Genomic DNA, 22,399 nt, shown 5'->3' with positions numbered 1-22,399 from the left:
GGGCTCGCGGGCCCGGCCCGTACCGGTTACTGAGCGAAGGCCTCCGGCGCCGACGGTGTCCCGGGAGGCGGCGTCGGCGCCCCCGGCAGCCGCACCGAAGCCTCCGTGCCACCGCCGTCCGCCGCGCGCAGCGCCACCTCGCCGCCGCAGCTCTGCACCGTGCGCGCCACGATGGACAGGCCGAGCCCCGAACCCGGCAGGGAGCGCGCGGACGGGGAGCGCCAGAACCGGTCGAAGACGTGCGGCAGTTCGTCCGCGGGGATGCCGGGGCCGTGGTCCCGCACCGTCAGGTGGCCGCGGTCGAGCGCGACCTCCACCGTGCCGTGCGGCGGGCTGAACTTCACCGCGTTGTCGAGAATGTTGACGACGGCACGCTCCAGGGCGGGCGGCTCCGCCCGTACGTACCAGGGCGCCAGCTCCGCGGTGACGGTCAGCTCGGGGCCGCGCAGCCTGGCCCGCTCGATGGCCGCCCTGGTGAGCTCGTGCAGGGCGACCACCTGGATCTTGCCGCCGCCGTCCCGGGCGTCCGGGCGGGAGAGCTCCTGCAGATCGCCGATGAGCGCCGCCAGTTCGGTCATCTGCGCGGTGACCGAGGCGAGCAGCGCCTTGCGGTCGTCGGGCGGAATGGCCCGGCCCGTCTCCTCGCTGCGGGCGAGGAGCTCGATGTTGGTGCGCAGCGAGGTGAGCGGCGTGCGCAGTTCGTGGCCCGCGTCGGCGATCAGCTGCTGCTGGAGGTCGCGCGAGGAGGCCAGCGAGGCGGTCATGGAGTTGAAGGACTCCGAAAGCCGGGCGATCTCGTCGTCGCCCTCGACGGGGATGCGGAGGTCGAGGTCCTCTGTGCGGGCCACGTGCTCGACGGCGGCGGTGAGCCGGTCGACCGGGCGAAGCCCGGTGCGGGCCACCCAGAGCCCCGCCGCTCCGGCGCCCACGACGCCGATGCCTGCGACGAACAGGAGGATCAGGGCGAGGTTGTCGAGGGTGTCGTCCACCTCGCTGAGGGGCCGGGCCACGGAGACGGCGAGCGAGAGCTGGGGGTACTCCTCGAGGGGATACGTGTAGACCCGGTACTGCTCGCCGTTGGCCGCGGTGGTGTTGTGGTAGTTCGCGGACTTGTCGCGGCCCGCCACCGCCGTGTCCGCGTCGGTCACCTTGATCGACTGACGGCCCAGGATGACGCAGTTCGTGCCGTTCTTGGCGACGATCTGGATGGTCTGGTTGTACAGGTCGGGGTCGCCGCGGCCGGGGATCTCGCGCAGGCACCGCGCCCCGCCCGCCCCCGCGTCGATGTCGATCTGCTGAAGCACCGTGCCGGGCTTCGGCCGGTTGCTGTTCAGCGCGTCGTCCAGCGAGTCCCGCAGCGTGCCGCGCACCACGAACCAGCAGGTCACCGCCGCCGCAGCGACCGCCACCGCCACCGCGGTCGCCACAAGCAGCGCAAGGCGCGACCGCAGCGGAAGACCGCGGAAGCGCCGCACAGGCCCGGTCACTCGCCGCCCCGCAGCACATAGCCCACGCCCCGCACCGTGTGCACCAGACGCGGTTCGCCGCCCGCCTCCGTCTTGCGCCGCAGGTACATGACGTACACGTCGAGGGAGTTGGACGACGGCTCGAAGTCGAAGCCCCACACCGACTTGAGGATCTGCTCGCGGGTGAGGACCTGACGGGGGTGCGCCAGGAACATCTCAAGGAGCGTGAACTCCGTGCGGGTCAGCTCCACGGTCCGCGTGCCCCGCGTGACCTCGCGCGTCGCCAGGTCCATCCGCAGATCGGCGAAGGCGAGGACGTCGCCGTCGGCGGCCTGCCCGGCCGGAGCGTACGAACTGCGGCGCAGCAGTGCCCGGATGCGGGCGAAGAGCTCGTCCAGTTCGAAGGGCTTGACCAGGTAGTCGTCGGCGCCCGCGTCGAGTCCCGTGACGCGGTCGCCGACGGTGTCCCGCGCGGTCAGCATCAGGATCGGCGTGGTCGAACCGGTGGCGCGGAGCCGGCGCGCGGCGGTGAGGCCGTCCATGCGGGGCATCTGGATGTCGAGCACGACGAGGTCGGGGCGGTAGACGGCGGCCTTCTCCAGGGCGTCGGCGCCGTCGACGGCGACCTCCGTGCCGTACCCCTCGAAGGCGAGGCTGCGCCGCAGCGCCTCCCGCACGGCGGGTTCGTCGTCCACGATCAGGATGCGCAGCTGCTCGCGGTCACCGGTGCGGTCGCCTTCGGCGGGGCTCATGGGCTCTGGACTTCCTCGGGTACGGGGTGGACGGGGCCGCTATCAGCCTCGCACGCGGGCGCGGGGCGTGCGCGCGCCGTACAGGTCCCGCGCCACGGCGGCCTCCTGGGACCGGGACCGGGATCAGGTCTGGGAGCCGGACCGCAGCTTGCCGAGGTCCTGCTTGACGGTGTCGATGGGTATGGCGAAGCCGAGGCCGACGCTGCCCGAGCCGGACTCGCCGGTGCCCTGGCTCCCGGCCGAACTGGGCGCGTACATCGCGGAGTTGATGCCGATGATGTTGCCGTTCATGTCGATGAGGGCGCCGCCGGAGTTGCCGGGGTTGAGCGAGGCGTCGGTCTGCAGCGCCTTGTACGTGGTCTTCGAGGAGCCGGTCTCGCCGTTGAACTCCTTCCCGCCGAACTCGAACGGCCACTCGCCCCGCGGGTTCTGCTGCTGCTCCTGGCCGTCGCCCGTGGACACCGTGACGTCGCGTTCGAGAGCGGAGACGATGCCGCTGGTGACGGTGCCGGTGAGGCCCTCGGGGGAGCCGATGGCGACGACCTCGTCGCCGACCTTGACGTTGGCGGAGTTGCCGAACGTCGCGGGCTTGAGACCGGCGGCGTCCTTCAGCTGGATGAGCGCGAGGTCCTTCTTGCTGTCGGTGCCGACGACCTCGGCCTCGTACGTCTTGCCGTCGTTCGTCCGCACCTTGATCGACGAAGCGCCCGCGACCACGTGGTTGTTGGTGACGATCTCGCCGTCGCTCTTGGTGATCACGCCGGAGCCCGTCGACTTGCCCTGGCCCGTGGTGGCGCTGATCTCGACGATGCTGGGGCTGACCGCCTCCGCGACCCCGGAGACGGTGCCCTTCTTGCTCGTCGGCACGACGTCCGTGGAGGTGGCGGAGGAGCCGCCGTCCCGGTCGGTGAGCGTCTGCACGGCGTACGCGGTGCCGCCGCCGACCGCGGCCGCCGCGATGGCGACGGCGGCGAGCAGCGCCGCGGGGCCCCTGGCGCGGCGCCGCCGCGGAGGCACCTGCTGCGGCACCTGCGGAGGCAGCTGCGGGGCTTCCGGCGCATGAGCGGGCGGGGGCGGGTACGCACCGTGCGCGTACGCGCCCTGCGTACCGCCGTGATGAACAGGCGCTGCCGACTGCTGCTGGGGGTACTCGCCGCTGTGGCGGAAGGTCTCGGTCATGACTATGAGGTTGTCGGCCGTACATGAGAGCTGCCTGAGTACGTCCTGAGAAGCCCGGCAGAAGTGCGTATGCCCGATATAAAGCCGGGCGGGTGGGGCGGTGAGCCGGGCGGCGAGGCGGGCGGCGAGGCGGGCGGCGAGGCGGTTACGCGCAGCCGCAGGACTGCCGCACGACGAGGCGGGACGGGAACAGCTTCAGCCGCTCCCTGCGCGACCCGGCGACCCGCAGCCCGTCGTCCAGGACGAGGTCCACCGCGGCGCGCGCCATCGCGGGCCGGTCCGAGGCCACCGTCGTCAGCGGCGGATCCGTGAGGCCCGCCTCCTTGACGTCGTCGAAGCCGGTCACGGCCAGCTCCCCCGGCACGTCGATGCGCAGCTCCCGCGCCGCCCGCAGGATGCCGATGGCCTGGTCGTCCGTGGAGCAGAAGATCGCGGTGGGCCGGTCGGGGCGGGCAAGCAGCTCCAGGCCCACCTGATACGCGTCGTAGCGGTTGTACGGGGCCTCGAAGAGGCGTCCCTCGACCGGCAGACCGGCCTCCCGCATCGCGCGCCGCCAGCCCTCGACGTGGTCGGAGACGGGGTCGCCGATGGTCGGGGTGTCTGCGGTGCCGCCGACGCAGGCGACGTACGCGTGGCCGTGCTCCAGGAGGTGGCGGGTGGCGAGCTGCGCGCCGCCGACGTCGTCCGTGACGACCGCGACGTCGTCGATGGCCTCGGGCCGCTCGTGCAGGAGCACCACGCGGGCGTCCCACGCGTCGATCTCGGCGGCCGCCTGGTCGGTCAGGCCGTGGCTGACGAGGATGAGGCCGGAGACCCGCATGCCGAGGAAGGCGCGGAGGTAGTGCGTCTCGCGCTCCTCCACGTAGTCGGAGTTGCCGACGAGGACCATCTTTCCGCGCTCGGACGCCGCCTGTTCGACGGCGTGCGTCATCTCCGCGAAGAACGGCTGACGCGCGTCCGGCACGATCATGCCTATGAGGTCCGTGCGCCGCGAGGCCATGGCCTGGGCAACCCGGTCGGGCCGGTAGCCCAGCTCCTTGATCGCTGCGAGTACCCGCTCGCGCGTGGCCGGGGCGACCGGCCTGGGTCCGTTGTTGATGACGTAACTGACGACCGCGGTCGAAGTACCCGCAAGTCTTGCCACGTCATCCCGAGTCACCTTGGCCACGCGCGGAGTCTACGCGGATGGAACTACCGCTGGGCAGGGCGTACGGCAGCTTCCTTGGCGGCGGCCTCCGCGGCGGCCTTCACCTTCGCCTTCGCCTTCTCCTCCTCGGCCGCGCGCTCCACCTTCTCCGGTACGACGAAGCGGTAGCCGACGTTGCGGACGGTGCCGATGAGCGACTCGTGCTCGACGCCGAGCTTCGCCCGCAGCCGCCGCACGTGCACGTCCACGGTGCGCGTCCCGCCGAAGTAGTCGTAGCCCCACACCTCCTGGAGCAGCTGGGCGCGGGTGAAGACCCGGCCAGGGTGCTGCGCCAGGTACTTGATCAGCTCGAACTCCTTGAAGGTCAGGTCCAGGACCCGGCCCTTCAGCTTCGCGCTGTACGTCGCCTCGTCCACGGAGAGATCACCGTTGCGGATCTCCATGGGGGAGTCGTCGCAGGTGATCTGCTGGCGGCCCATCGCGAGCCGGAGCCGCGCCTCGACCTCGGCGGGGCCCGCCGTGTCGAGGAGCACGTCGTCGATGCCCCAGTCCGCGGTGACGGCCGCGAGGCCGCCCTCCGTCACGACGAGGACCAGCGGACAGCCGGGCCCCGTGGAGCGGAGGAGCTGGCAGAGGCTGCGGACCTGCGGCAGGTCACGGCGGCCGTCGATGAGGATGACGTCGGCGCCGGGGGTGTCGACGAGAGCGGGCCCCTCCGCGGGGGCGACGCGCACGTGATGAAGGAGCAGGCCGAGAGCGGGGAGCACCTCCGTCGACGGCTGGAGGGCATTGGTCAGGAGCAGCAGAGAACTCACCGCCGACCACCTGCCCGGGTCGTCCGACTTTCGTGCACGTTTCGCTCGCCCATAACGTCTGGTTCCTCCTCGGTCCCTGCGAGGACGTATGCGGCACTGCTTCGTACTAGCTTCGTACTGTCCGGCGGGGCCCGCGCCCGGAGCCTTCCGGAAAGCACGAAAGGACCCGGGGGCTGCGCTGCCCGGATCCTCTGCCAAGGAGAATAGCCCACATGAGTTCCGGTCCGGCAGGTCAAACGGCGCGATCTTCTGTGCCGCCGCTCACTCACGGTCAGCGTGGCGTTCAGCGGCGGGCAACGCTTCGTACACATGACGGAGTGGCCATCGAGGCCGCGTACGATCCCGGCCCTGACCCCGAGGGCGAGGTCGCCGTCGTCCTCGCGCACGGCTTCACGGGCGACCTCTCCCGACCTCACGTACAGCGCATCGCGGGCGTCTTCGCCCAGCGTGCGGCCGTGATCACGTTCTCGTTCCGGGGGCACGGCGGCTCCGGCGGGCACTCCACGGTCGGCGACCGCGAGGTGCTCGATCTGGCGGCGGCCGTCGCGTGGGCACGCTCCCTCGGGCACGCGCGCGTGGTCACCGTCGGTTTCTCGATGGGCGGCTCGGTCGTGCTGCGCCACGCCGCGTTGCACAGGGGGCGCACGGAAGCGCGCACCGACGCAGTGGTCGCGGTGAGTGCCCCCGCACGCTGGTACTACCGGGGGACGGCGCCGATGAGGCGGCTGCACTGGGTGGTCACCCGGCGCGCGGGCCGCACGGTCGGCCGTCTCGGTCTGCGGACGCGAATCCACCCGCACGAGTGGGACCCCGTCCCCCTCTCCCCGGTCGAGTCCGTCCCGCTCATCGCCCCGACGCCGTTGCTCATCGTCCACGGCGACCGGGACCCGTACTTTCCGGTCGATCACCCGAGGATGCTCGCGGCCGCCGCCGAGGGCGGGGCCGAGCTGTGGCTGGAGGAGGGCATGGGGCACGCCGAGCACGCGGCCACGGACGAGCTCGTCGGCCGGATCGCCTCGTGGGTCACGGCATCATGGACGTCGTCAACTGCCGACTGAAAGGGGAGTCGCATGGTGAACGGCACCATTCGTTACTGGGCCGCTGCCAAGGCGGCCGCGGGCATCGCCGAGGAGCCGTACGCGGCGGTGACGCTCGCCGAAGCGCTGGACGCCGCCCGCGAGCGGCACCCCGGTGAACTGGTCCGGGTCCTGCGGCGCTGCTCTTTTCTCGTCGACGGCAACCCCGTCGGGACCCGCAGGCATGAGACCGTACGGCTGGCCGAGGGCGGCACGGTCGAGGTGCTCCCGCCGTTCGCAGGAGGATGAGCACCATGTCCGATCAGCCCTATGAGGGGTACGAGGGGTACGACCCGTACGACCCGTACGCGCAGCAGCGGTACGCCGGGCAGCAGCAGCCGTATCCGGAACAGCAACAGCAACAGCAGCAACAGCCGTATCCGGAGTATCAGCAGTACCCGGAGTATCAGCAGTATCCGGAGCAGCAGGGGTACTACGCCCAGCCCCAGCCCCCGTACTACGCCGAGCCGCAGCAGCAGTACGCCCAGGATCAGCACACCCAGCAGTGGGAAGGGCAGACCTGGGAGACACAGGTGCAGCCGCCCATCGCCGCGGTGAACGTGACGGAGACCGCGTACCTGCCCCCGCAGGCCGCGGCGGAGGCAGCCTCCGACGACACCGCCACCGACACCACCACCACCTACGGCCCCGCCACCACCACCGGCAACCCCCGCGTCACCGACGCCCAGCGGGCCCGCGCCGAAGGGCGGTCGCCGGTCATAGAGCCCGGGATGCAGCCCGCCGCGCTGACCGCCCTGCTCGGGCTGCTCCTCGCCGCGGGCGCGGCCGTCGGGCAGTACGCGCTGCTCGTGCCGCTCGTGCTGCTGCAGGCCGTGACCGCCGCAGGGTGGTTCAGGCTCAACGGGATGTGGCCGGCCCGGCAGGGCATCGCGCTCGCCTTCCTCGGCGGTGTCGTCGCGGACGTCGCACTGCTCGCCGCAGGCAAGGAGAACGGGCCCGCCGCGATCCTCGGCACCCTCGGCGTGTGGGTGCTGCTCGTCCTCGTGCTGCAGCTCCGCAGCCGTGCGGGCGCCGACGAGCGGATGTACGGGCTGATGGCGACCGTGGCCTCGTCCGCGCTCGCGATCGTCACCGCCGGGCACCTCGCGGCCGCCTCCGACGCCGTCACCGTGGGCGGCATCGCGGTCGCCGTCGCGATCCTCGCCCGCGCGCTGCCGCTGCCCACGGCCGCCTCCGTCGTCGTCGCGCTGCTCGCGGCGGCCGGTGCCGGGATCGCCGTCGGCGGCACCACGGACTACGGCAACCAGGGCGCGCTGCTCGGCCTCGGCGCCGGGGTCTGCGCGCTGATCGGGCACCGCGTCGCCAGCTACGACTATCCGTCCCGCTTCGTGCACATGACGGCGGGCGTCGCGCTGCCGCTCGCGGCCGCCGCCCCGGTCGTCTACGTGCTCGGCCGCGCCATCGGCTGAGCCACTGGCAGCCACTGGCAGCCACAGGCTGAGCCACCGGCTGAAGCCCAGACCCTCGCCACCGGCGATCGTCACAGCTGATCGACAGGTCCCCCGCCGAGCTCTTCGGCCGGGGACCTGTCCTTTAGGCTCGCCGGAACGACAGTTGAGACGGGGGACAAGGTGGGGGAACACCGGACATGAGCAAGCGAGCCGTACGCATACTCCTGATCGTCGTCGTCATTCTCGGAGGGCTCTTCGTGGCGGCCGACCGGCTTGCCGTGAACTTCGCCGAGAGCGAGGCGGCGGACAAGATGCGCACCAGCGAGGGGCTGAGCGAGACGCCCGACGTCTCCATCAAGGGCTTCCCCTTCCTCACCCAGGTCGCGGGGGGTGAGCTCGACGACGTGGAGGTCGGCATCAAGAACTACGACGCCAAGTCGGGCTCCGACTCCATCCGCATCGCCGACCTGACGGCCCACATGAAGGGCGTGGAGTTCTCCGGCGACTACAGCTCCGCGACCGCCGCGACCGCCACGGGCACCGCGCACGTCTCGTACGACGAGCTCCTGAAGGCCACCAAGTCCGAACCGGTCGAGCTGCCGCTCGGCGCCACCGGCAAGGTCGTCGGCCTCTCCGACGGCGGCAACGGCAAGGTCAAGGTCGAGGTCGAGGTCAGCAAGGGCGGCGCGAAGCTGCCGAAGCCCGTGCACGTGCTCAGCTCGGTGCGGGTCGAGGGCGACGACATCAAGGTGCACGCGGACGAGATCCCGAAGAGCCTCGACGTGCTCGGCGTCGCCATCCCGCTGCCCGAGGGCATGGTCCGCGACGTCACCGACTTCAACCAGAAGATCGACGACCTGCCGGCCGGCATCAAGCTGGAGAAGGTCGAGGCGGCGCCGGACGGCGTGGACATGTCCGTGACCGGCTCGAACGTGCGGCTGGTGGGCTGACGCGGGCGCCCCTCGGAGCGCCGCGTCCGCAGTACGAGACGCGGCCGTCCGGCGGGCGGATGTGACGGGGGCTACACCAGTCCCGGAGCCCCGCCGGGGCGGCTCCGGACTTCAACGATTCCCACATCGTGGACGATCGTGTCTCACCATGCGGAGCGCCGGTGACACGGCCGCCCCTCCGTCCCTACGATCGGACGCATGCAACGACAGGCGGACCTCACGAAGCGGCGGGCAGTCGACCTGTGCCGCGTCGCCGCCATGCTCTGTCGCACCTTCTGACGAGGGCCACACCCTCGTTCCCCCAGGCCTGTCCGCCGCCCATCCGGCGGGCCGCCCCGCGCCGTACGTACGCCACCCGTGCCTCCCCGCACCACCGGCCCGTACCGGCCGCCCCCCTCGTGCACCGCAGCACAGCACCGCACCGCCGTAACTGCCCCGGAGGAGAGACACATGAGCCGCAGCGACGTCCTGGTAGACGCCGACTGGGTCGAGGCCCACATCGAGGACCCGAAGGTCGCCATCGTCGAGGTCGACGAGGACACCTCCGCGTACGACAAGAACCACATCAAGAACGCGATCCGCATCGACTGGACCAAGGACCTCCAGGACCCGGTCCGCCGTGACTTCATCGACCAGGAGGGCTTCGAGAAGCTCCTCTCCGGCAAGGGCATCGCGAACGACACCACCGTCGTCCTCTACGGCGGCAACAACAACTGGTTCGCGTCGTACGCCTTCTGGTACTTCAAGCTCTACGGCCACCAGGACGTGAAGCTCCTCGACGGCGGCCGCAAGAAGTGGGAGCTCGACTCCCGCGACCTGGTCGACGGCGCCGAGGTCCCCAGCCGCCCCGCCACCGACTACAAGGCCAAGCCGCAGGACTCCTCGATCCGCGCCTTCCGCGACGACGTCGTCAACGCGATCGGCTCGCAGAACCTGGTCGACGTGCGCTCGCCCGACGAGTTCAGCGGCAAGCTGCTCGCCCCGGCCCACCTCCCGCAGGAGCAGTCGCAGCGCCCCGGCCACGTGCCGAGCGCCCGCAACATCCCGTGGTCGAAGAACGCCAACGACGACGGCACGTTCAAGTCGGACGACGAGCTCAAGGCCCTCTACGAGGACGAGCAGGTCGACCTGGCCAAGGACACCATCGCGTACTGCCGCATCGGTGAGCGTTCGGCCCTGACCTGGTTCGTCCTGCACGAGCTGCTCGGCCAGACCAACGTCAAGAACTACGACGGCTCGTGGACCGAGTACGGCTCCCTCGTCGGCGTGCCGATCGAGCTCGGCGCCAACAAGTAAGCCCGCCCGACCTTCCCTCTTCCCATCCCCTCAGGAGTACCCATGTGTGGAGCAAAGGCCGGCGGCCCCGACGCTTCGACGATCAAGCCCGGTGAGACGACGATCCAGGGCCAGGTGACCCGCGACGGCGAGCCCGTCACCGGTTACGTGCGCCTGCTCGACTCGACCGGCGAGTTCACCGCCGAGGTCCCCACCTCGGCCACCGGACAGTTCCGCTTCTACGCAGCCGAGGGCACGTGGACCGTCCGGGCGCTGATCCCCGGCGGCACGGCGGACCGTACGGTCGTCGCCCAGACGGGCGGTCTGGCGGAGGTCGCGATCGCGGTCTAGATCGCGCGTCGCGGTTCGCACCGCACCGAGAACGGCTGAAGGGCCGCACCCCAGGGGGTTGGACGCCACTGGAACGGGGTGCGGCCCTTCGGCTGCCTAAGGGCGGCGCCGTTTGCCGTCGAGCTCGTCCCACCAGTCGTCGGACTTACGGTCCCCGCTGGGGTCGTCCCACCAGCGGTCGTCGGGCCCGCGCCGGTTCGCCGTCATCGCGGCGAGGGGCGGGATCACCATCGCCACGACACACATCCCGACGGCCACGGGAATCGACCAGAGCCGCACGACACCCCAGGCCAGGACGAACAGACCGATGCAGGTCCCCATCATGGCGAAGTACAGACGGCGCCTTCGCGCGTACATACACCCAGCGTACGTCGCGAGGGACCTCACAGAGAGGGACGGGCGCCGCCCGACTACAGTGGGACCGGCTCTGATACCTGCCCCCACCGCTCACCGAGGAGCACCCCGTGCTTGAGGCCTTCTTCTCCGCCCTGCTGGTTCTCGTCTGCGTCGGCGTTCTCGCCTTCGCCGGACTGACCGTGAAGAAGCTGTACCAGGGCCAGCGCTGACCCCCACCCCCTCCTCCACAGATCGCCCTCCGCAGATCGCCCCTCCACAGATCGCCTGAGCTTCCCATGATCGAGATTCCGTCCGACCTGAACCCCGACCTCGTCCCCCTCGCCTTCCTCCTCGGCAACTGGGCCGGCGCGGGCGTCACCGACTTCCCCGGCGCCGAGAAGGCGAATTTCGGCCAGGAGGTCTCCTTCACGCACGACGGGCGCGACTTCATCGAGTACCGCTCGTACACCTGGGTGCTCGACGCCGAGGGCAACAAGGTGAAGCCCCTGGAGTCCGAGTCCGGCTTCTGGCGGATCGACAAGGACCGCAAGGTCGAGGTCGTGATGGTCCGCGACGACGGCGTCGTCGAGGTCTGGTACGGCGAGCTCGCCGACAAGAAGCCGCAGATCGACCTGGCCACGGACGCCGTCGCGCGCACCGCCGCCTCCGGCCCCTACACCGGCGGCAAGCGCCTCTACGGCTACGTGAAGGGCGACCTGATGTGGGTCGGCGAGAAGCAGACCCCCGAGATCCCGCTGCGGCCCTACATGTCGGCCCAGCTGAAGAAGGTCGTCACGCCCGAGGACGTCGCCGACATGGCGCGCAACCTCGGCGACCTGCCCGACGACGGCATCGCCTTCTTCAAGTAGACCCGGATGGCCTCGGACGCGAGGCTCTAGACTTCACGGTGTGGCGAGCACCGACTCCGACTGGAAGAGCGACCTGCGTCAGCGCGGCTACCGGCTGACGCCGCAGCGTCAGCTTGTCCTCGAAGCCGTCGACGCCCTGGAACACGCGACCCCCGACGACATCCTCTGCGAAGTGCGCAAGACGGCGTCGGGGGTCAACATCTCCACCGTCTACCGCACCCTGGAGCTCCTGGAGGAGCTGGGCCTGGTCAGCCACGCCCACCTCGGGCACGGCGCGCCGACGTACCACCTCGCGGACCGCCATCACCACATGCACCTGGTCTGCCGGGACTGCACGGACGTCATCGAGGCCGACACCTCGGTCGCGGCGGAGTTCACCGACAAGCTGCGCGAGACCTTCGGCTTCGACACCGACCTGAAGCACTTCGCGATCTTCGGACAGTGCGGGAAGTGCCGGGACGCGGAATAGCGGGGACGCGGAATAAGCGCGGCGGTGGGCAGGTCGTAGTCTGTGTGAACATGAAGAGCCCCCTGTTGTCCCTGCCCGGCGCCGTCCCCGCCGAGGGCGTGGACGAAGGCGTAGCCGCTCACTACGGAGAACTGTTCCGGGAGCAGCGCGCCCTCGCCGACGGCACCGGATTCGTCGACCTCTCGCACCGCGGCGTGATCGCCGTCACCGGCTCCGACCGGCTGAGCTGGCTGCACCTTCTGATCACCCAACACGTCAGCGAGCTGCCGACCGGCCAGGCCACCGAGGCGCTGATCCTCTCCGCCAACGGCCACATCGAGCACGCCCTGTACCTCGTCGACGACGGCGAGACCGTCTGGGCGCACGTCGAGCCCGGCACCCAGGACGCCCTCATCGCGTACCTGGAGAGCATGAAGTTCTTCTACCGCGTCGAGGTCGAGGACCGCACGGACGCGTTCGCCGTCGTCCACCTGCCGGCCGGCTCCATCGCCGCCGTCCCGGACGGCGTCGTCGTACGCGAGACCCCGCACGGCCGCGACCTGTTCCTGCCCCGCATGGACCTGGCGTCGTACGCCGCCGAGAACGGCCCCGCGGCCGGGCTCCTGGCGTACGAGGCGCTGCGGGTGGAGTCCCACCGGCCGCGCCTCGGCTTCGAGACCGACCACCGCACCATCCCGCACGAGCTGGGCTGGATCGGCACCGCCGTCCACCTGCAGAAGGGCTGCTACCGCGGGCAGGAGACGGTCGCCCGCGTCCACAACCTGGGGAAGCCGCCGCGCCGCCTGGTCTTCCTGCACCTGGACGGCAGCGAGGTGCACCTGCCCGCGGCCGGTACGCCGCTGCACCTCGCGAGCGAGGGGCTCGACGGCCGCAAGCTGGGGTTCATCACCACGGCCGTACGCCATCACGAGCTCGGCCCGATCGCCCTGGCCCTCGTCAAGCGCAACGTGCCCCTGGACGCGAAGCTGATCGCCGGTGACACGGCCGCCGCGCAGGAGGCCGTGGTCGAGCCGTAAGAGCCTGTGCCGTGTCCCCGGCCGGGCGATCACATCTCCAGAAGCGTCACATCACCAGAAACGTCACATCTCCAGAAGCACCGTGAACGGGCCGTCGTTCGTCAGGCCGACCCGCATCTGCGCCCCGAAGCGGCCCGTCGCCACCGTCGCGCCCAGGGCGCGGAGCTGTGAGACGACCTCGTCGACCAGGGGTTCGGCCACAGCACCGGGGGCCGCCGCGTTCCACGTGGGGCGGCGGCCCTTACGGGCGTCTCCGTAGAGCGTGAACTGGCTGATGACCAGGAGCGGGGCGTCGATGTCGCTGCACGACCTCTCCTCGGCCAGCATCCGCAACGACCAGAGCTTGCGGGCCAGTTGGGCCGCCTTCTCCTTGGTGTCGTCGTGCGTGACGCCCACCAGGACGCACAGCCCCTCACCGCTGATCTCGCCGACCGTCTCGCCCTCGACGACCACGCTCGCGCCGTCCACCCTCTGCACCACTGCTCGCATACGGCCATCATGCCGTGCCGCGCGGGGCGTACGGGGCGCTCGGGACGGGGATCCGATCCCCCCATCCGGGGCCGATTCCGGGCACTCGCTCCCATAGCGGCCACTTGGGGTGGCACCATGCTCACACGCGGTGCACCCGCGTCGGCCGGTCGAGGGGACGGGTAGAGCCACATGAGCACACCAAGTACGGGGCAGTCGCCGGGCCGCGTCTCCCTGCGGCGTACGCAGGTGCCGCGGCCACCCGCGCAGCGCACGGGCGGGGCCCGGCTGCTGCCCGAGGTGCCCGAGCACGACCTGCCCGCGCTTCGCCTGCCGGCCCTCCGTGAACTGCGCAGGTCGGCGCAGCAGGACGAGGCGGACCTCAGCTATCTGCGGCGGCTCCTTCAGGGCCGCATCGACATCCTGCGGGCCGAGCTCGCGCACCGCCCGGCGGGGACGGGGACGGGGGTGGGCACGGTCGTGAGTCGGCTCCCGGAGATCCTCACGGACGCCCCGGCCCGCCACCGCTCATCGGCCCGGCACGTCACGCTCGGCACGCCGCTCGGCGAGGAGTACCGCCTGCTCGCCACGGAGATGCTCGCCGAGGTCGAGCTCTCCGACCTGGCGGCACGCACGGACGACGAGCTGCACGCGGCGATGGGCCGCCTCGTCCGCCACGAACAGCAGGTGTCGCGCAGGCGGCAACTGCTGCAGCGGACGGCGGACGACTGCAGCGCGGAGATCGCACGGCGGTACCGGGTCGGCGAGGCACAGGTGGACGACTTGCTGGCGTGAGCGGGACGCCAGCGGCGTGCGGGGCCTGCGGGGCCTGCGGGGCGAAATACCGGTGCGGCGCGGGCGGCGCGCTGCCTAGCGTGGGCGCATGAGCGATGTCGACGTAAGAGCGGTCTCCGACGCCGAGTTGCCCGGCTGGCTGCGGGCGCTGAACGCCGGGTTCCTGAAGCCCTTCGCCACCCTGTCGGAAGAGACCGTCGCCCATCTGCGGTCCCGCACCGCCCCGTCCCGCACTCTGGGGGCCTACGACGGCGACCGCTGCGTGGGCACCTACCGCTCCTTCCGGCAAGAGGTCACCGCGGTGGGCGGCGCCCCCGTGGTGGCCAACGCGGTCTCGGGGGTGACCGTGGCGCCCACCCACCGCCGCCGGGGCATCCTCAGCCGGATGATGGACCGGGACCTCGCCGGTGCGAAGGAGCGCGGCGACGTGCTCGCCACCCTCAACGCCGCCGAGTACCCGATCTACGGCCGGTTCGGCTTCGGCCCCGCGACCTGGGCCACCGAGTGGACGATCGACGTGCCGCGCGCCGGTCTCGACCCGCGCTGGTCGGCTCCCGAGGAGTCCGGCGCCCGTATCGACCTCGTCGACGGCGACGACGTGCGCAAGCACGGGCCGGAGTTGTACGAGCGGTTCCGGGCCGCCCGGCACGGCGCGATCGACCGCGCCGAGGAGTGGTGGCTGCGCAACACCGGACTGCAGGCCACCCGCGAACACCCGTGGGAGGAGCCGTTCTACGCCCTCTACCGCGCACCCTCGGGCCGCGTCGACGGTCTCGTCGCGTACCGGGCGACGAGCGGGGCGATGGGGGAGTCCCGGCTGCCGGGGAACAAGGTGACGGTGCTCGGGACGACCGCCGTCACCCCCGCCGCTGAGCGCGCCCTGTGGCACTTCCTGTGCGCGATCGACCAGGTCACCGAGGTCGAGACCGGCTGGCTGGCCCCCGACGATCTGCTTCCGCAGCTCCTGCCCGACCCTCGGGCAGCCAGGGTGACCCGGCACGCGGACTGGCTCTGGGTGCGGATCCTGGACGTCGTGCGGGCCCTTGAGTCGCGTACGTACGACGGGGTGGGGGCCCTCGTCGTGGAGGTCGTCGACGGGGCCGGGCTCTCCGGCGGGCGCTTCGCGCTGGAGGCGGCGCCGGGCGCGGCGGCAGTCTGCGCACCGACCACGATGGCACCGGAACTGACCATGGGCATAGCGGAGTTGAGCCAGCTCTGGCTCGGGGACGCGTCCGTCGCGCGGCTTGTGGCGCTGGGGCAGGTGGTGGAGGAGCGGGCGGGTGCCGCCGCGGTGGCCGACGGCCTCTTCCGTACGTCCCGGCGCCCGTGGTGCCCGGACATGTTCTGACGCGGAGCCGACAGCGGGGCGAGCCCCGGCTCCCCCGTAGCCGGGAGCCGGGGCTCTGTTCTGCTACGACTGGCCGGACTCCCGGCTCCCCTCCGGATGGGAGCCCGGCCAGCCGGACCCGTGGGTCCTGCCCCGTTCAGCCCGACTGGGCGAGGAGCAGGACGAGGAGGCCCGCGCCCAAGCCGCTGAGCTTGACGTTCTGGGCCTTGATGCCGATGGTCAGCAGGACGAAGGCGATGATGCCGAGCGGGCCGTACTTCCACTGGACGAGCTGCTCGAATCCGATGGCGAGGGCGGCGACGACGATGGCGATGAGCGGCATGACGTTCCCTCCTTCGGGATCGGGGCGGCGGACCCCGTTCAGTCGATGACCAACTGGCTGCCACCGTGCGGTGCTTCGGGGTGACGGCCGACGGCTGGTGGCCAACCCCGGGAGGGTCTGACCATGTCGCCGAAGTTGGCTACCAACTTCAACTGACTTATCTCCGCTAGGAGACGACTCATAACCACCTTTCCTGCAACTCCCCTAAGATGGCGCGAAGTTGTACTGTTTGGTTGTGAGCACCGAACACGCCGCCGTCAACGGGCGGAAGCGGACGCAGCGGTCCCACCGCGAGGTGGCGGACGCGCTGCGCGACCGGATCAGGTCCGGGTCGCTCCGGCCGGGGCAGCGCATGCCCACGCAGGCCGAGCTGGCCGATGAGTTCGGTGTGGAGCGCGGGGCGGTGCGCGAGGCGCTGCGCATCCTGCAGGGCGAGCATTTGCTGTCCAATGTGTCCAAGGGCAGCCCCGCCACGGTCGCGGACGCCGCGGAGCGCGGCCCCGTCCACCCCGGCGAGGTGCGCCCGCAGCCGACCATGGTCGGTCTCGCCCCACGCATCGCGGCCGCCTTCGAGACCCCGCACGTAGAGATAGACGCGCTGTGCCTGACGTCCATCTCCCTCACCATGGCCATCGGTGAACCGCTGCGGCAGATCCACGCCGGACAGCGGAAACCGGCCAAGGTCGACGTCCGCGTGCTGCTGCCGAGCCGCGACATCGACCTCGCCTTCCCGGCGCCGGTCGACAGCGGGGAGGACGGGTCGAGCCAGGTCCACCGGCGCTGGCTGGACCAGCGCAACGCACAGGGGCAGGTGTTGCGCCACAACCTGCTCGCGCTGCGGACCTCGCACGGCATCGACGTATCGGTGCAGTTCCGCGCGCTGCCGTTCACCCCGCCGGTGAAGCTGTACCTGATCAACAACACCGAGGCGCTCTTCGCCTACTACACGCTCACCAAGCGCGACGAGGAGATCGGCAAGGAATCCCTGGAGATGTACGACGCACAGGGCACGCAGTCGATGCTCTTCCCGTTCAAGGAGGGTGACGGGCTGCGGGACACGACCTTCGTGGAGCAGTCCCACTTGTGGTTCAACGCACTCTGGAACACGATCAGCCAGGACCTTCACCTGGCGGCGGGCTGAGACGCTCCGCCGCCGGGCCGGTCAGCCGGCCGGTCCCGTCACCATCAGGGCGAGGACGACGGCGCCGATGGAGCTGCAGGTGGGGTTCTTCGCCTTGACTCCCACGGTCAGCAGGAGGAGGCCCACGATGCCCATCGGGCCGTACTTCCACTGCACGACTTGCTCAAGGGTGACGGCGACCACGGCTGCGAGGAGGGCTATGGCGGGCATGGTGGTTCCTCCTTCTGCCATCTTGAGTAGGTTGGCAACCAACTCTGCTGTGGTTGTCCCCACTTGGCTGGAGTAGATAAACAACTTTCCAGCAACTGCCGGAAGCTGGCGGTCAGTTGTATCGTCCGATGGTGACTCAGGAGAACGTGGCAGTGAACGGCAGCAGGAAACTCTCACCCCAGGACATCGCCGACACCCTCCGCGACCGCATCAGGGCGGGCCGGCTCAGGGCGGGGGAGCGCCTGCCGACCCAGGCCGAACTGGCCGAGGAGTTCGGCGTCGAACGCGGAACGGTGCGGCAGGCGATGAAGCTGCTCCAGAGCGAAGGCCTCCTGTCCAACGTCAGCAAGGGAAGCCCGCCACGGGTCGCCGAGGCGGGCCTCCCGACCGCCGCGAGCGAGGGCCCGCAGCCGTCGATGGTCGCGCTCGCGCCCCGCCTCGCCGAGGCGTTCGCGCAGCCGCACGTGACGATCGACGTGGTCTCCTACACCGCGGAGACGTTGATGATCGCGCTCGGGGAACCGGTGCGGCTGATCCATGAGGGCCGGATCAGGCCGGAGTCGATCAGGGTACGGATCCTGCTGCCGAGCAGCGACATCAAGCTGGCGTTCCCGGTGCCGAGGCAGGACGACGGCGACGAATCGACCAGGGAGCGGCTCCACCAGCGGTGGCACACCCAGCGCAACGCCCAGGGCCAGGTGCTCCGCCACAACCTCCGGGCCCTGCGCTCCTCCCACGGCATCGACGTGGAGGTGACGTTCCGCGCGCTGCCGTTCACCACGCCGGTCAAGCTGTATCTGCTGAACGGCACCGAGACGCTCCTCGCCTACTACACGCTGACGGCGAACTCCGTGGAGATGGGGGAGAACGGCAGCAACCCCGAGGTCATGGACATCTGGGACGCCGGGGGCATCAAGGCACCGCTCTTCTCCTTCGAGAAGGGCGGGAGCGGAACCGCCGCACGCGACTCCATGTTCGTGGACGAGTCGCAGAACTGGTTCGACGCGCTCTGGGCAACCATCACGACTGACCTGACACTCTCTTAGATGACCCCTGACTCGACGCAATCCGACACAACGAGCGTTCAGCGAGCGCCGGATGAGATCGACTACGTGCGCGAAACGATCAAGCGGGCACGCTTCGTGCTCTTCGACTTCGACGGCCCCATCTGCAGGCTCTTCGCGGGACTCTCGGCCGCACAGATCGCGGACGAGCAGATCCGCTGGCTCGCGTCCCGGGGCCTGCACGGACTGCTGACGAAGGACGTGCGCGACGAGACGGACCCGTTCGCCGTGCTGCGCGCCGTCGAGCACCGACGCCCCAACAGTGACCTGGTCGCGGAGCTGGAGGAACGGCTCACGCAGCACGAGCTGAGCGCGGTGCCGAGCGCCTGGCCCACGGAGTACGCCGACGTGGTCATCCGCACCTGGACGGCGGTCGGCGCCAGACTCGCCATCACCACGAACAACTCCGCCAGAACCGTGGACCGCTACCTGGAATCACGCCGCCTGACGGGCTGCTTCGCGCCGCACGTCTACGGACGCACCCACGACCTCCACCTGCTGAAACCCCACCCGAGCGTGCTGCTCAGGGCGCTGACGGCGATGGGCGCGGACCCGTCCGAAACGGTCATGGTCGGCGACGCGCCCTCCGACTACCTCGCGGCACGGGCGGCGGGCGTGGCGTTCCTCGGGTTCGCGCGCAACGAGCGCAAGGCGGGGCTGTTGCGGGAGGTGGGGGCGCCGGACGAGTGCCTCGTGGCGTCGTGGGATTCGGTACTGGGGTTCCTGAGAGATAACGGGACACCCGTCCGAGCGTGACATCCATGTCGATGGGTGGCTTCTGGTGAGGACGGCCATCCGGGGCCAGTACCCTCTCGCCTCATGTCGTCACCTCTGCGGCGCCGAGCCCGTGCGGCGTTGGTCCGTCGGCTGGGGGCTTCCCTGCGAAGCAACCCCGGCGGCCACTTCATCACCGGCCACCACAACCGCAACCACATCGTGCCGATCAACTGGCCACTGGCCCTGCTCCTGGGCCGACCGCCCTTCGGCGCCCACGCCAAGTTCCGCACCCCGCTGCCCGCCCCGGAGGTCTGCCCGAGGGCCTGGCCCAGAGAGGCCGATGTCCTGGAGGTCGTCGCCCGTCACCTGCCCGAAGTCCCGCGCTGGCTCGCGGACTTCGGGTCGACGTCGATGCACGAGTACAGGTCGGGGGAGTGCCTCGCCGACCTGGCCCCGTACGGGCACCCGGTGCGGCACGAACTCATGGTGGAGCTCGCCGAGTTCTTCTCCCGCCTCGCGTCCGTGCCGGTGTCCGAGCTGCCGCCCGTGGCCGCCGACGGACCTGCGGCCGGTGACAGCACGGCCTTCCTCCACTGGCGCGCCGACTGGACCGAGCGGCGGGTCCGGCGCGCCAACGAGAACCGCTTCGGCGGGCTCTTCGACGCCTTCGGCATACCGCGGGACGCCCTGGAGGAGTTCAAGCGGCGGCACACCGGCCTGACGGCACGCCCGTTCTGCCTGCTGCACACCGACGTGCACCGGGCCAACATGGTCGTCGACGGCTCACGCATCACCGTCATCGACTGGGAGCTGGCCCTGTACGGCGACCCGGTGCACGACCTCGCCACCCACCTCGTACGCATGGAGTACGACGAGGAGGAGCGGGAGCGGATGGTGAAGCTGTGGTCGGAGGCGATGAACGGTGCGGGCCTCGGCGGCATGACGGCGGGCCTCGACGACGACCTGCCCGTCCACCTGGCCTTCGAGTACGCGCAGTCGGTCTACCCCGACCTCATGCGGGCGGCGCTCACCCTGCCCGCGACACCCGGGGGCGTCGACTTCGCGGCCGCGGCGTGGCGGATGTGCCGGTCCGTGCGGCGGGCCGCGGAGCCGCTGGGTCTGCGGTCGGTGCCGGACGAGGAAGAGGCGACGGAGGCCCTGATCCGCTGGCACGGGTCAGCGGGCCGGGCCGCCCGGTGAGGGTGGTGGCCGCCAGACGGGGTCGGGGATCACGGGCGCCGCGGGCTTGACCTCGTCCAGGACGTCCCAGAGGTTCTGGAACCAGGCCATGTGGTAATTGGCCAGCTGGCGCGTCGACTTGGTGCGCGAGCGCACGTCCCAGCCCACGAACCGGGCGTCACCGTGCTTGATGCCGAAGCCTTCCGCGTCGAGGATCTCGTGGGTTCTGCCGCCCCGCACGAACGAGCCCTTCCTGATCCCGTACGTCCCGTAGATGGCCCGCTCCTCGTTGAGGATGTACAGCTTGGACTGAGGGCCGTGCGGTGACTCGCGTACCTCGCACTCGATGGCGATACGGGGGTGACGGCGCCGTATCTCGTCCAGGAGCGCGCGCAGGCCGTCCCAGTACTTGAGGGTGAAGTCCTCGCGCATGCGCTCGCGGTTCACGGGTGAGTCGTCGAAGGTGCGTTTCCCGTCGGCCGTCGCCGGGGCCAGGGCGCCGGGCAGGTTCATCGGCGAGTTGAGGTGGACGACGATGATGTGCAGCGTGATCCGCTTCGGCCGCAGGGAGCCGTCGGCGACCTCGATGAGGCGGTCCCGGACGACGTCGTGCAGCGTCTGCATCGTGAAGCCGGAGAAATAGACCCGCACGTGCCTGGCGTCGAAGGCCTCCTTGGCGGGCTCGCTGAGGTCGCTCAGGGTGCCGAACACGTCGACGCCGGAGACCTCCCGGTCCGAGGAGTCGCCGATCGCGTCGAAGAGGATGAGGGCGACGACCGCGGCGAACGAGCCGCCCAGGAACTCCCGGTCCCGCAACGCGTCCCCCACAGGGCCGATGATTTCCGCGGCGACGCCGACGACGGCGATGGCGGCCAGGAGTCCCTTGATGAGTCCGGACTTCATGTCCGCGAGGCGATTCTTCAGTTCTTCCAGCGCCGACCGTCCGTGGCCTCTCCCCGCGCGGCGTGTGGGCAACCCCTGCCTCCCCCGAGTCCTGTGGTTTCTCCGGATGATGACGCCCCATCATTGCCGCGCCAACTCCGGTGCACCAGGGCTCAGTTACGACACAGGAGTCCGTCCGCGGCGCGCCTCAGGGGCGCCAGGGACGCGCCCGCCCACACGGCTCCCTCCCGCCACATCTGTGCTGCTTCGGCGGCGCTGCGCGCGTACCCGAGGAAGGGCATGCCGACGGCGTCCGCCGCGGCCAGGTCGGTGAGCTGGTCGCCGATCAGGAGGCACTCCCGAGGGGCGGCGCCGAGGTGGTCGAGGGCGCGGAGCACACAGTGGGGGTCGGGCTTCAGGTGGCGCAGTTCGAGAGGGTCGCGGCCGAAGACGCGCTCGAAGCGGGTGTCCAGGTGCTGGCGTTCGAGGTGGGCGCGGACCGGGCCCTCGGCGTTGTTGCTGACGACCACGAGCCGTTTCCCGAGCCGCCGCAGCGTGGTCAGGAGGCTCTCGATGTGCTCGTCGAGGGGCGCGTCGGCGACGGCACGGTACTCGTGGTCCGTCACGACGGCCTCGGCGAGTTCGAGCGTCTTCTGGTCCTCGTGGCCCGGCGTCCCGTCGCGGAACACGTCGCTCCTGAGGAGTTGCAGGATGCGGTGCGGGTCGTGGGTGTCCAGCACGGTGGCGGGCAGCGGCACGCCGCGTTCCCGTAGCAGGATCTTGATCTCGTCGGCGATCGGCTCCGTGGGATAGCCGTCGAAGAAGCGGGTGACCGGCCCGTCGAAGTCGAAGAGGATCGCGCGGGCGTCCGCGAGGGGACCGGCCGGGGCGTCCGGGCCGGGGGAGCGGGAGCTGCCAGCGGGCCTCCGGGAAGTCATCTCAGCAAGTGTGGACCACGGTCCGCCGTTCGGCCACTTCCCGAAGTCAGCGCCGTACGGGGGGTCTTCTCGTACTGGAGAGCGCGGGTTCGCCCCTGGGGGTGTCATTGGGCGGCACTCGAGCGACCGAGGGCGTGGGGCTCAAGTGCGCCCAAGTATCCTGCTCCACTCCTGACTCCTGACGCTGACTCCTGCTTCTCCTTCTCCGGCTTCTCCTTACTC

The 22,399-nt window shown here is 70.7% G+C and carries 27 protein-coding genes; 16 read left to right on the top strand and 11 right to left on the bottom strand.

The features are described from left to right. Positions 1-26: 26 nt before the first annotated feature. The 5 genes from ABZ953_RS13775 to ABZ953_RS13755 form a co-directional block, all read right to left on the bottom strand. A complete protein-coding gene (locus ABZ953_RS13775) occupies positions 27-1,487 on the bottom strand; it encodes a HAMP domain-containing sensor histidine kinase (protein ID WP_361721753.1) in 1,461 nt (486 codons plus the stop codon). Then, entirely contained in the window at positions 1,484-2,218 is a 735-nt protein-coding gene (locus ABZ953_RS13770; protein ID WP_361721750.1) for a response regulator transcription factor, read from the bottom strand. The genes ABZ953_RS13775 and ABZ953_RS13770 overlap by 4 nt, the downstream gene beginning before the upstream one ends. A gap of 123 nt (positions 2,219-2,341) precedes the next feature. Beyond that, a complete protein-coding gene (locus tag ABZ953_RS13765; protein WP_361721747.1) occupies positions 2,342-3,397 on the bottom strand; it encodes a trypsin-like peptidase domain-containing protein in 1,056 nt (351 codons plus the stop codon). A 145-nt stretch (positions 3,398-3,542) separates the two neighbouring features. Continuing rightward, positions 3,543-4,565: a LacI family DNA-binding transcriptional regulator gene (locus ABZ953_RS13760; RefSeq protein ID WP_361721744.1), complete on the bottom strand. Its 1,023-nt coding sequence runs from the start codon at positions 4,563-4,565 to the stop codon at positions 3,543-3,545. A 23-nt stretch (positions 4,566-4,588) separates the two neighbouring features. Then, positions 4,589-5,359 carry a response regulator transcription factor gene (locus ABZ953_RS13755; protein ID WP_361721741.1) on the bottom strand — a complete coding sequence of 257 codons (771 nt, stop codon included), beginning with the start codon at positions 5,357-5,359 and terminating at the stop codon, positions 4,589-4,591. Positions 5,360-5,571: 212 nt separating this feature from the next. Between ABZ953_RS13755 and ABZ953_RS13750 the strand changes: the two genes are divergently transcribed. From ABZ953_RS13750 to ABZ953_RS13720, 7 genes are all read left to right on the top strand, one after another. After that, positions 5,572-6,417, top strand: a complete 846-nt coding sequence (locus tag ABZ953_RS13750) for an alpha/beta fold hydrolase (protein ID WP_361721738.1) — start codon at positions 5,572-5,574, stop codon at positions 6,415-6,417. A 12-nt stretch (positions 6,418-6,429) separates the two neighbouring features. Further along, positions 6,430-6,684, top strand: a complete 255-nt coding sequence (locus ABZ953_RS13745) for a MoaD/ThiS family protein (protein ID WP_361721735.1) — start codon at positions 6,430-6,432, stop codon at positions 6,682-6,684. A gap of 5 nt (positions 6,685-6,689) precedes the next feature. Next, positions 6,690-7,865: a hypothetical protein gene (locus tag ABZ953_RS13740; RefSeq protein ID WP_361721732.1), complete on the top strand. Its 1,176-nt coding sequence runs from the start codon at positions 6,690-6,692 to the stop codon at positions 7,863-7,865. 179 nt (positions 7,866-8,044) lie between these two features. After that, positions 8,045-8,797, top strand: coding sequence for a DUF2993 domain-containing protein (locus ABZ953_RS13735; RefSeq protein WP_361721729.1), 753 nt, complete (start codon positions 8,045-8,047; stop codon positions 8,795-8,797). A gap of 198 nt (positions 8,798-8,995) precedes the next feature. Then, positions 8,996-9,076, top strand: coding sequence for a putative leader peptide (locus tag ABZ953_RS13730; RefSeq protein ID WP_351007875.1), 81 nt, complete (start codon positions 8,996-8,998; stop codon positions 9,074-9,076). Positions 9,077-9,247: 171 nt separating this feature from the next. Further along, positions 9,248-10,093 (top strand): sulfurtransferase, encoded by an 846-nt coding sequence (locus tag ABZ953_RS13725; RefSeq protein WP_361721726.1) that lies wholly within the window; start codon positions 9,248-9,250, stop codon positions 10,091-10,093. Positions 10,094-10,135: 42 nt separating this feature from the next. Next, a complete protein-coding gene (locus tag ABZ953_RS13720; protein WP_030784848.1) occupies positions 10,136-10,423 on the top strand; it encodes a DUF1416 domain-containing protein in 288 nt (95 codons plus the stop codon). A 96-nt stretch (positions 10,424-10,519) separates the two neighbouring features. On the opposite strand, the gene ABZ953_RS13715 is transcribed toward ABZ953_RS13720, so the two are convergent. Beyond that, positions 10,520-10,780: a DUF3099 domain-containing protein gene (locus ABZ953_RS13715; RefSeq protein WP_361721722.1), complete on the bottom strand. Its 261-nt coding sequence runs from the start codon at positions 10,778-10,780 to the stop codon at positions 10,520-10,522. 275 nt (positions 10,781-11,055) lie between these two features. Here ABZ953_RS13715 and ABZ953_RS13710 point away from each other — a divergent pair, with 275 nt between their 5' ends. The 3 genes from ABZ953_RS13710 to ABZ953_RS13700 are packed head-to-tail and all read left to right on the top strand — an operon-like array spanning position 11,056 to position 13,113. Beyond that, positions 11,056-11,628: an FABP family protein gene (locus ABZ953_RS13710; protein ID WP_361721719.1), complete on the top strand. Its 573-nt coding sequence runs from the start codon at positions 11,056-11,058 to the stop codon at positions 11,626-11,628. Between the two features lie 40 nt (positions 11,629-11,668). Then, positions 11,669-12,097: a transcriptional repressor gene (locus ABZ953_RS13705; RefSeq protein WP_361721716.1), complete on the top strand. Its 429-nt coding sequence runs from the start codon at positions 11,669-11,671 to the stop codon at positions 12,095-12,097. Between the two features lie 50 nt (positions 12,098-12,147). Beyond that, entirely contained in the window at positions 12,148-13,113 is a 966-nt protein-coding gene (locus ABZ953_RS13700) for a folate-binding protein (protein ID WP_361721713.1), read from the top strand. Between the two features lie 63 nt (positions 13,114-13,176). Here ABZ953_RS13700 and dtd read toward each other — a convergent pair whose 3' ends face one another. After that, complete coding sequence (dtd, locus tag ABZ953_RS13695) at positions 13,177-13,602, bottom strand: D-aminoacyl-tRNA deacylase (RefSeq protein WP_361721710.1); 426 nt, start codon at positions 13,600-13,602, stop codon at positions 13,177-13,179. Positions 13,603-13,773: 171 nt separating this feature from the next. Between dtd and ABZ953_RS13690 the strand changes: the two genes are divergently transcribed. Further along, positions 13,774-14,376, top strand: a complete 603-nt coding sequence (locus ABZ953_RS13690) for an ABC transporter substrate-binding protein (RefSeq protein WP_361721707.1) — start codon at positions 13,774-13,776, stop codon at positions 14,374-14,376. Between the two features lie 88 nt (positions 14,377-14,464). After that, positions 14,465-15,724 carry a GNAT family N-acetyltransferase gene (locus ABZ953_RS13685; protein ID WP_361721704.1) on the top strand — a complete coding sequence of 420 codons (1,260 nt, stop codon included), beginning with the start codon at positions 14,465-14,467 and terminating at the stop codon, positions 15,722-15,724. A 136-nt stretch (positions 15,725-15,860) separates the two neighbouring features. Here ABZ953_RS13685 and ABZ953_RS13680 read toward each other — a convergent pair whose 3' ends face one another. Next, positions 15,861-16,046 (bottom strand): hypothetical protein, encoded by a 186-nt coding sequence (locus ABZ953_RS13680; RefSeq protein WP_361721701.1) that lies wholly within the window; start codon positions 16,044-16,046, stop codon positions 15,861-15,863. A gap of 229 nt (positions 16,047-16,275) precedes the next feature. On the opposite strand from ABZ953_RS13680, the gene ABZ953_RS13675 reads away from it, so the two are divergent. Then, a complete protein-coding gene (locus tag ABZ953_RS13675) occupies positions 16,276-17,187 on the top strand; it encodes a GntR family transcriptional regulator (protein ID WP_361721698.1) in 912 nt (303 codons plus the stop codon). A 21-nt stretch (positions 17,188-17,208) separates the two neighbouring features. On the opposite strand, the gene ABZ953_RS13670 is transcribed toward ABZ953_RS13675, so the two are convergent. Beyond that, complete coding sequence (locus tag ABZ953_RS13670) at positions 17,209-17,397, bottom strand: hypothetical protein (RefSeq protein ID WP_361721695.1); 189 nt, start codon at positions 17,395-17,397, stop codon at positions 17,209-17,211. A 128-nt stretch (positions 17,398-17,525) separates the two neighbouring features. Here ABZ953_RS13670 and ABZ953_RS13665 point away from each other — a divergent pair, with 128 nt between their 5' ends. The 3 genes from ABZ953_RS13665 (at position 17,526) to ABZ953_RS13655 (ending at position 20,378) form a co-directional block, all read left to right on the top strand. Next, the gene (locus ABZ953_RS13665) at positions 17,526-18,443 is read left to right on the top strand and encodes a winged helix-turn-helix domain-containing protein (protein WP_361721692.1); all 918 of its coding nucleotides are present in this window, start codon (positions 17,526-17,528) and stop codon (positions 18,441-18,443) included. Continuing rightward, the gene (locus ABZ953_RS13660) at positions 18,444-19,217 is read left to right on the top strand and encodes an HAD-IA family hydrolase (protein ID WP_361721689.1); all 774 of its coding nucleotides are present in this window, start codon (positions 18,444-18,446) and stop codon (positions 19,215-19,217) included. It begins immediately after the preceding gene. Positions 19,218-19,280: 63 nt separating this feature from the next. Next, a complete protein-coding gene (locus ABZ953_RS13655) occupies positions 19,281-20,378 on the top strand; it encodes an aminoglycoside phosphotransferase family protein (RefSeq protein ID WP_361721685.1) in 1,098 nt (365 codons plus the stop codon). On the opposite strand, the gene ABZ953_RS13650 is transcribed toward ABZ953_RS13655, so the two are convergent. Together ABZ953_RS13650 and ABZ953_RS13645 are read right to left on the bottom strand one after the other, a co-directional pair. After that, entirely contained in the window at positions 20,355-21,260 is a 906-nt protein-coding gene (locus tag ABZ953_RS13650; RefSeq protein ID WP_361721681.1) for a hypothetical protein, read from the bottom strand. The two genes, ABZ953_RS13655 and ABZ953_RS13650, sit on opposite strands and share 24 nt — an antisense overlap. 152 nt (positions 21,261-21,412) lie before the next feature. Continuing rightward, positions 21,413-22,177, bottom strand: coding sequence for an HAD family phosphatase (locus ABZ953_RS13645; protein ID WP_361721678.1), 765 nt, complete (start codon positions 22,175-22,177; stop codon positions 21,413-21,415). Positions 22,178-22,399 lie beyond the last annotated feature (222 nt).

This window comes from Streptomyces sp. NPDC046465, assembly GCF_040646035.1.
Lineage (GTDB): Bacteria > Actinomycetota > Actinomycetes > Streptomycetales > Streptomycetaceae > Streptomyces.
This window is presented reverse-complemented; position numbering and strand designations above follow the sequence as displayed.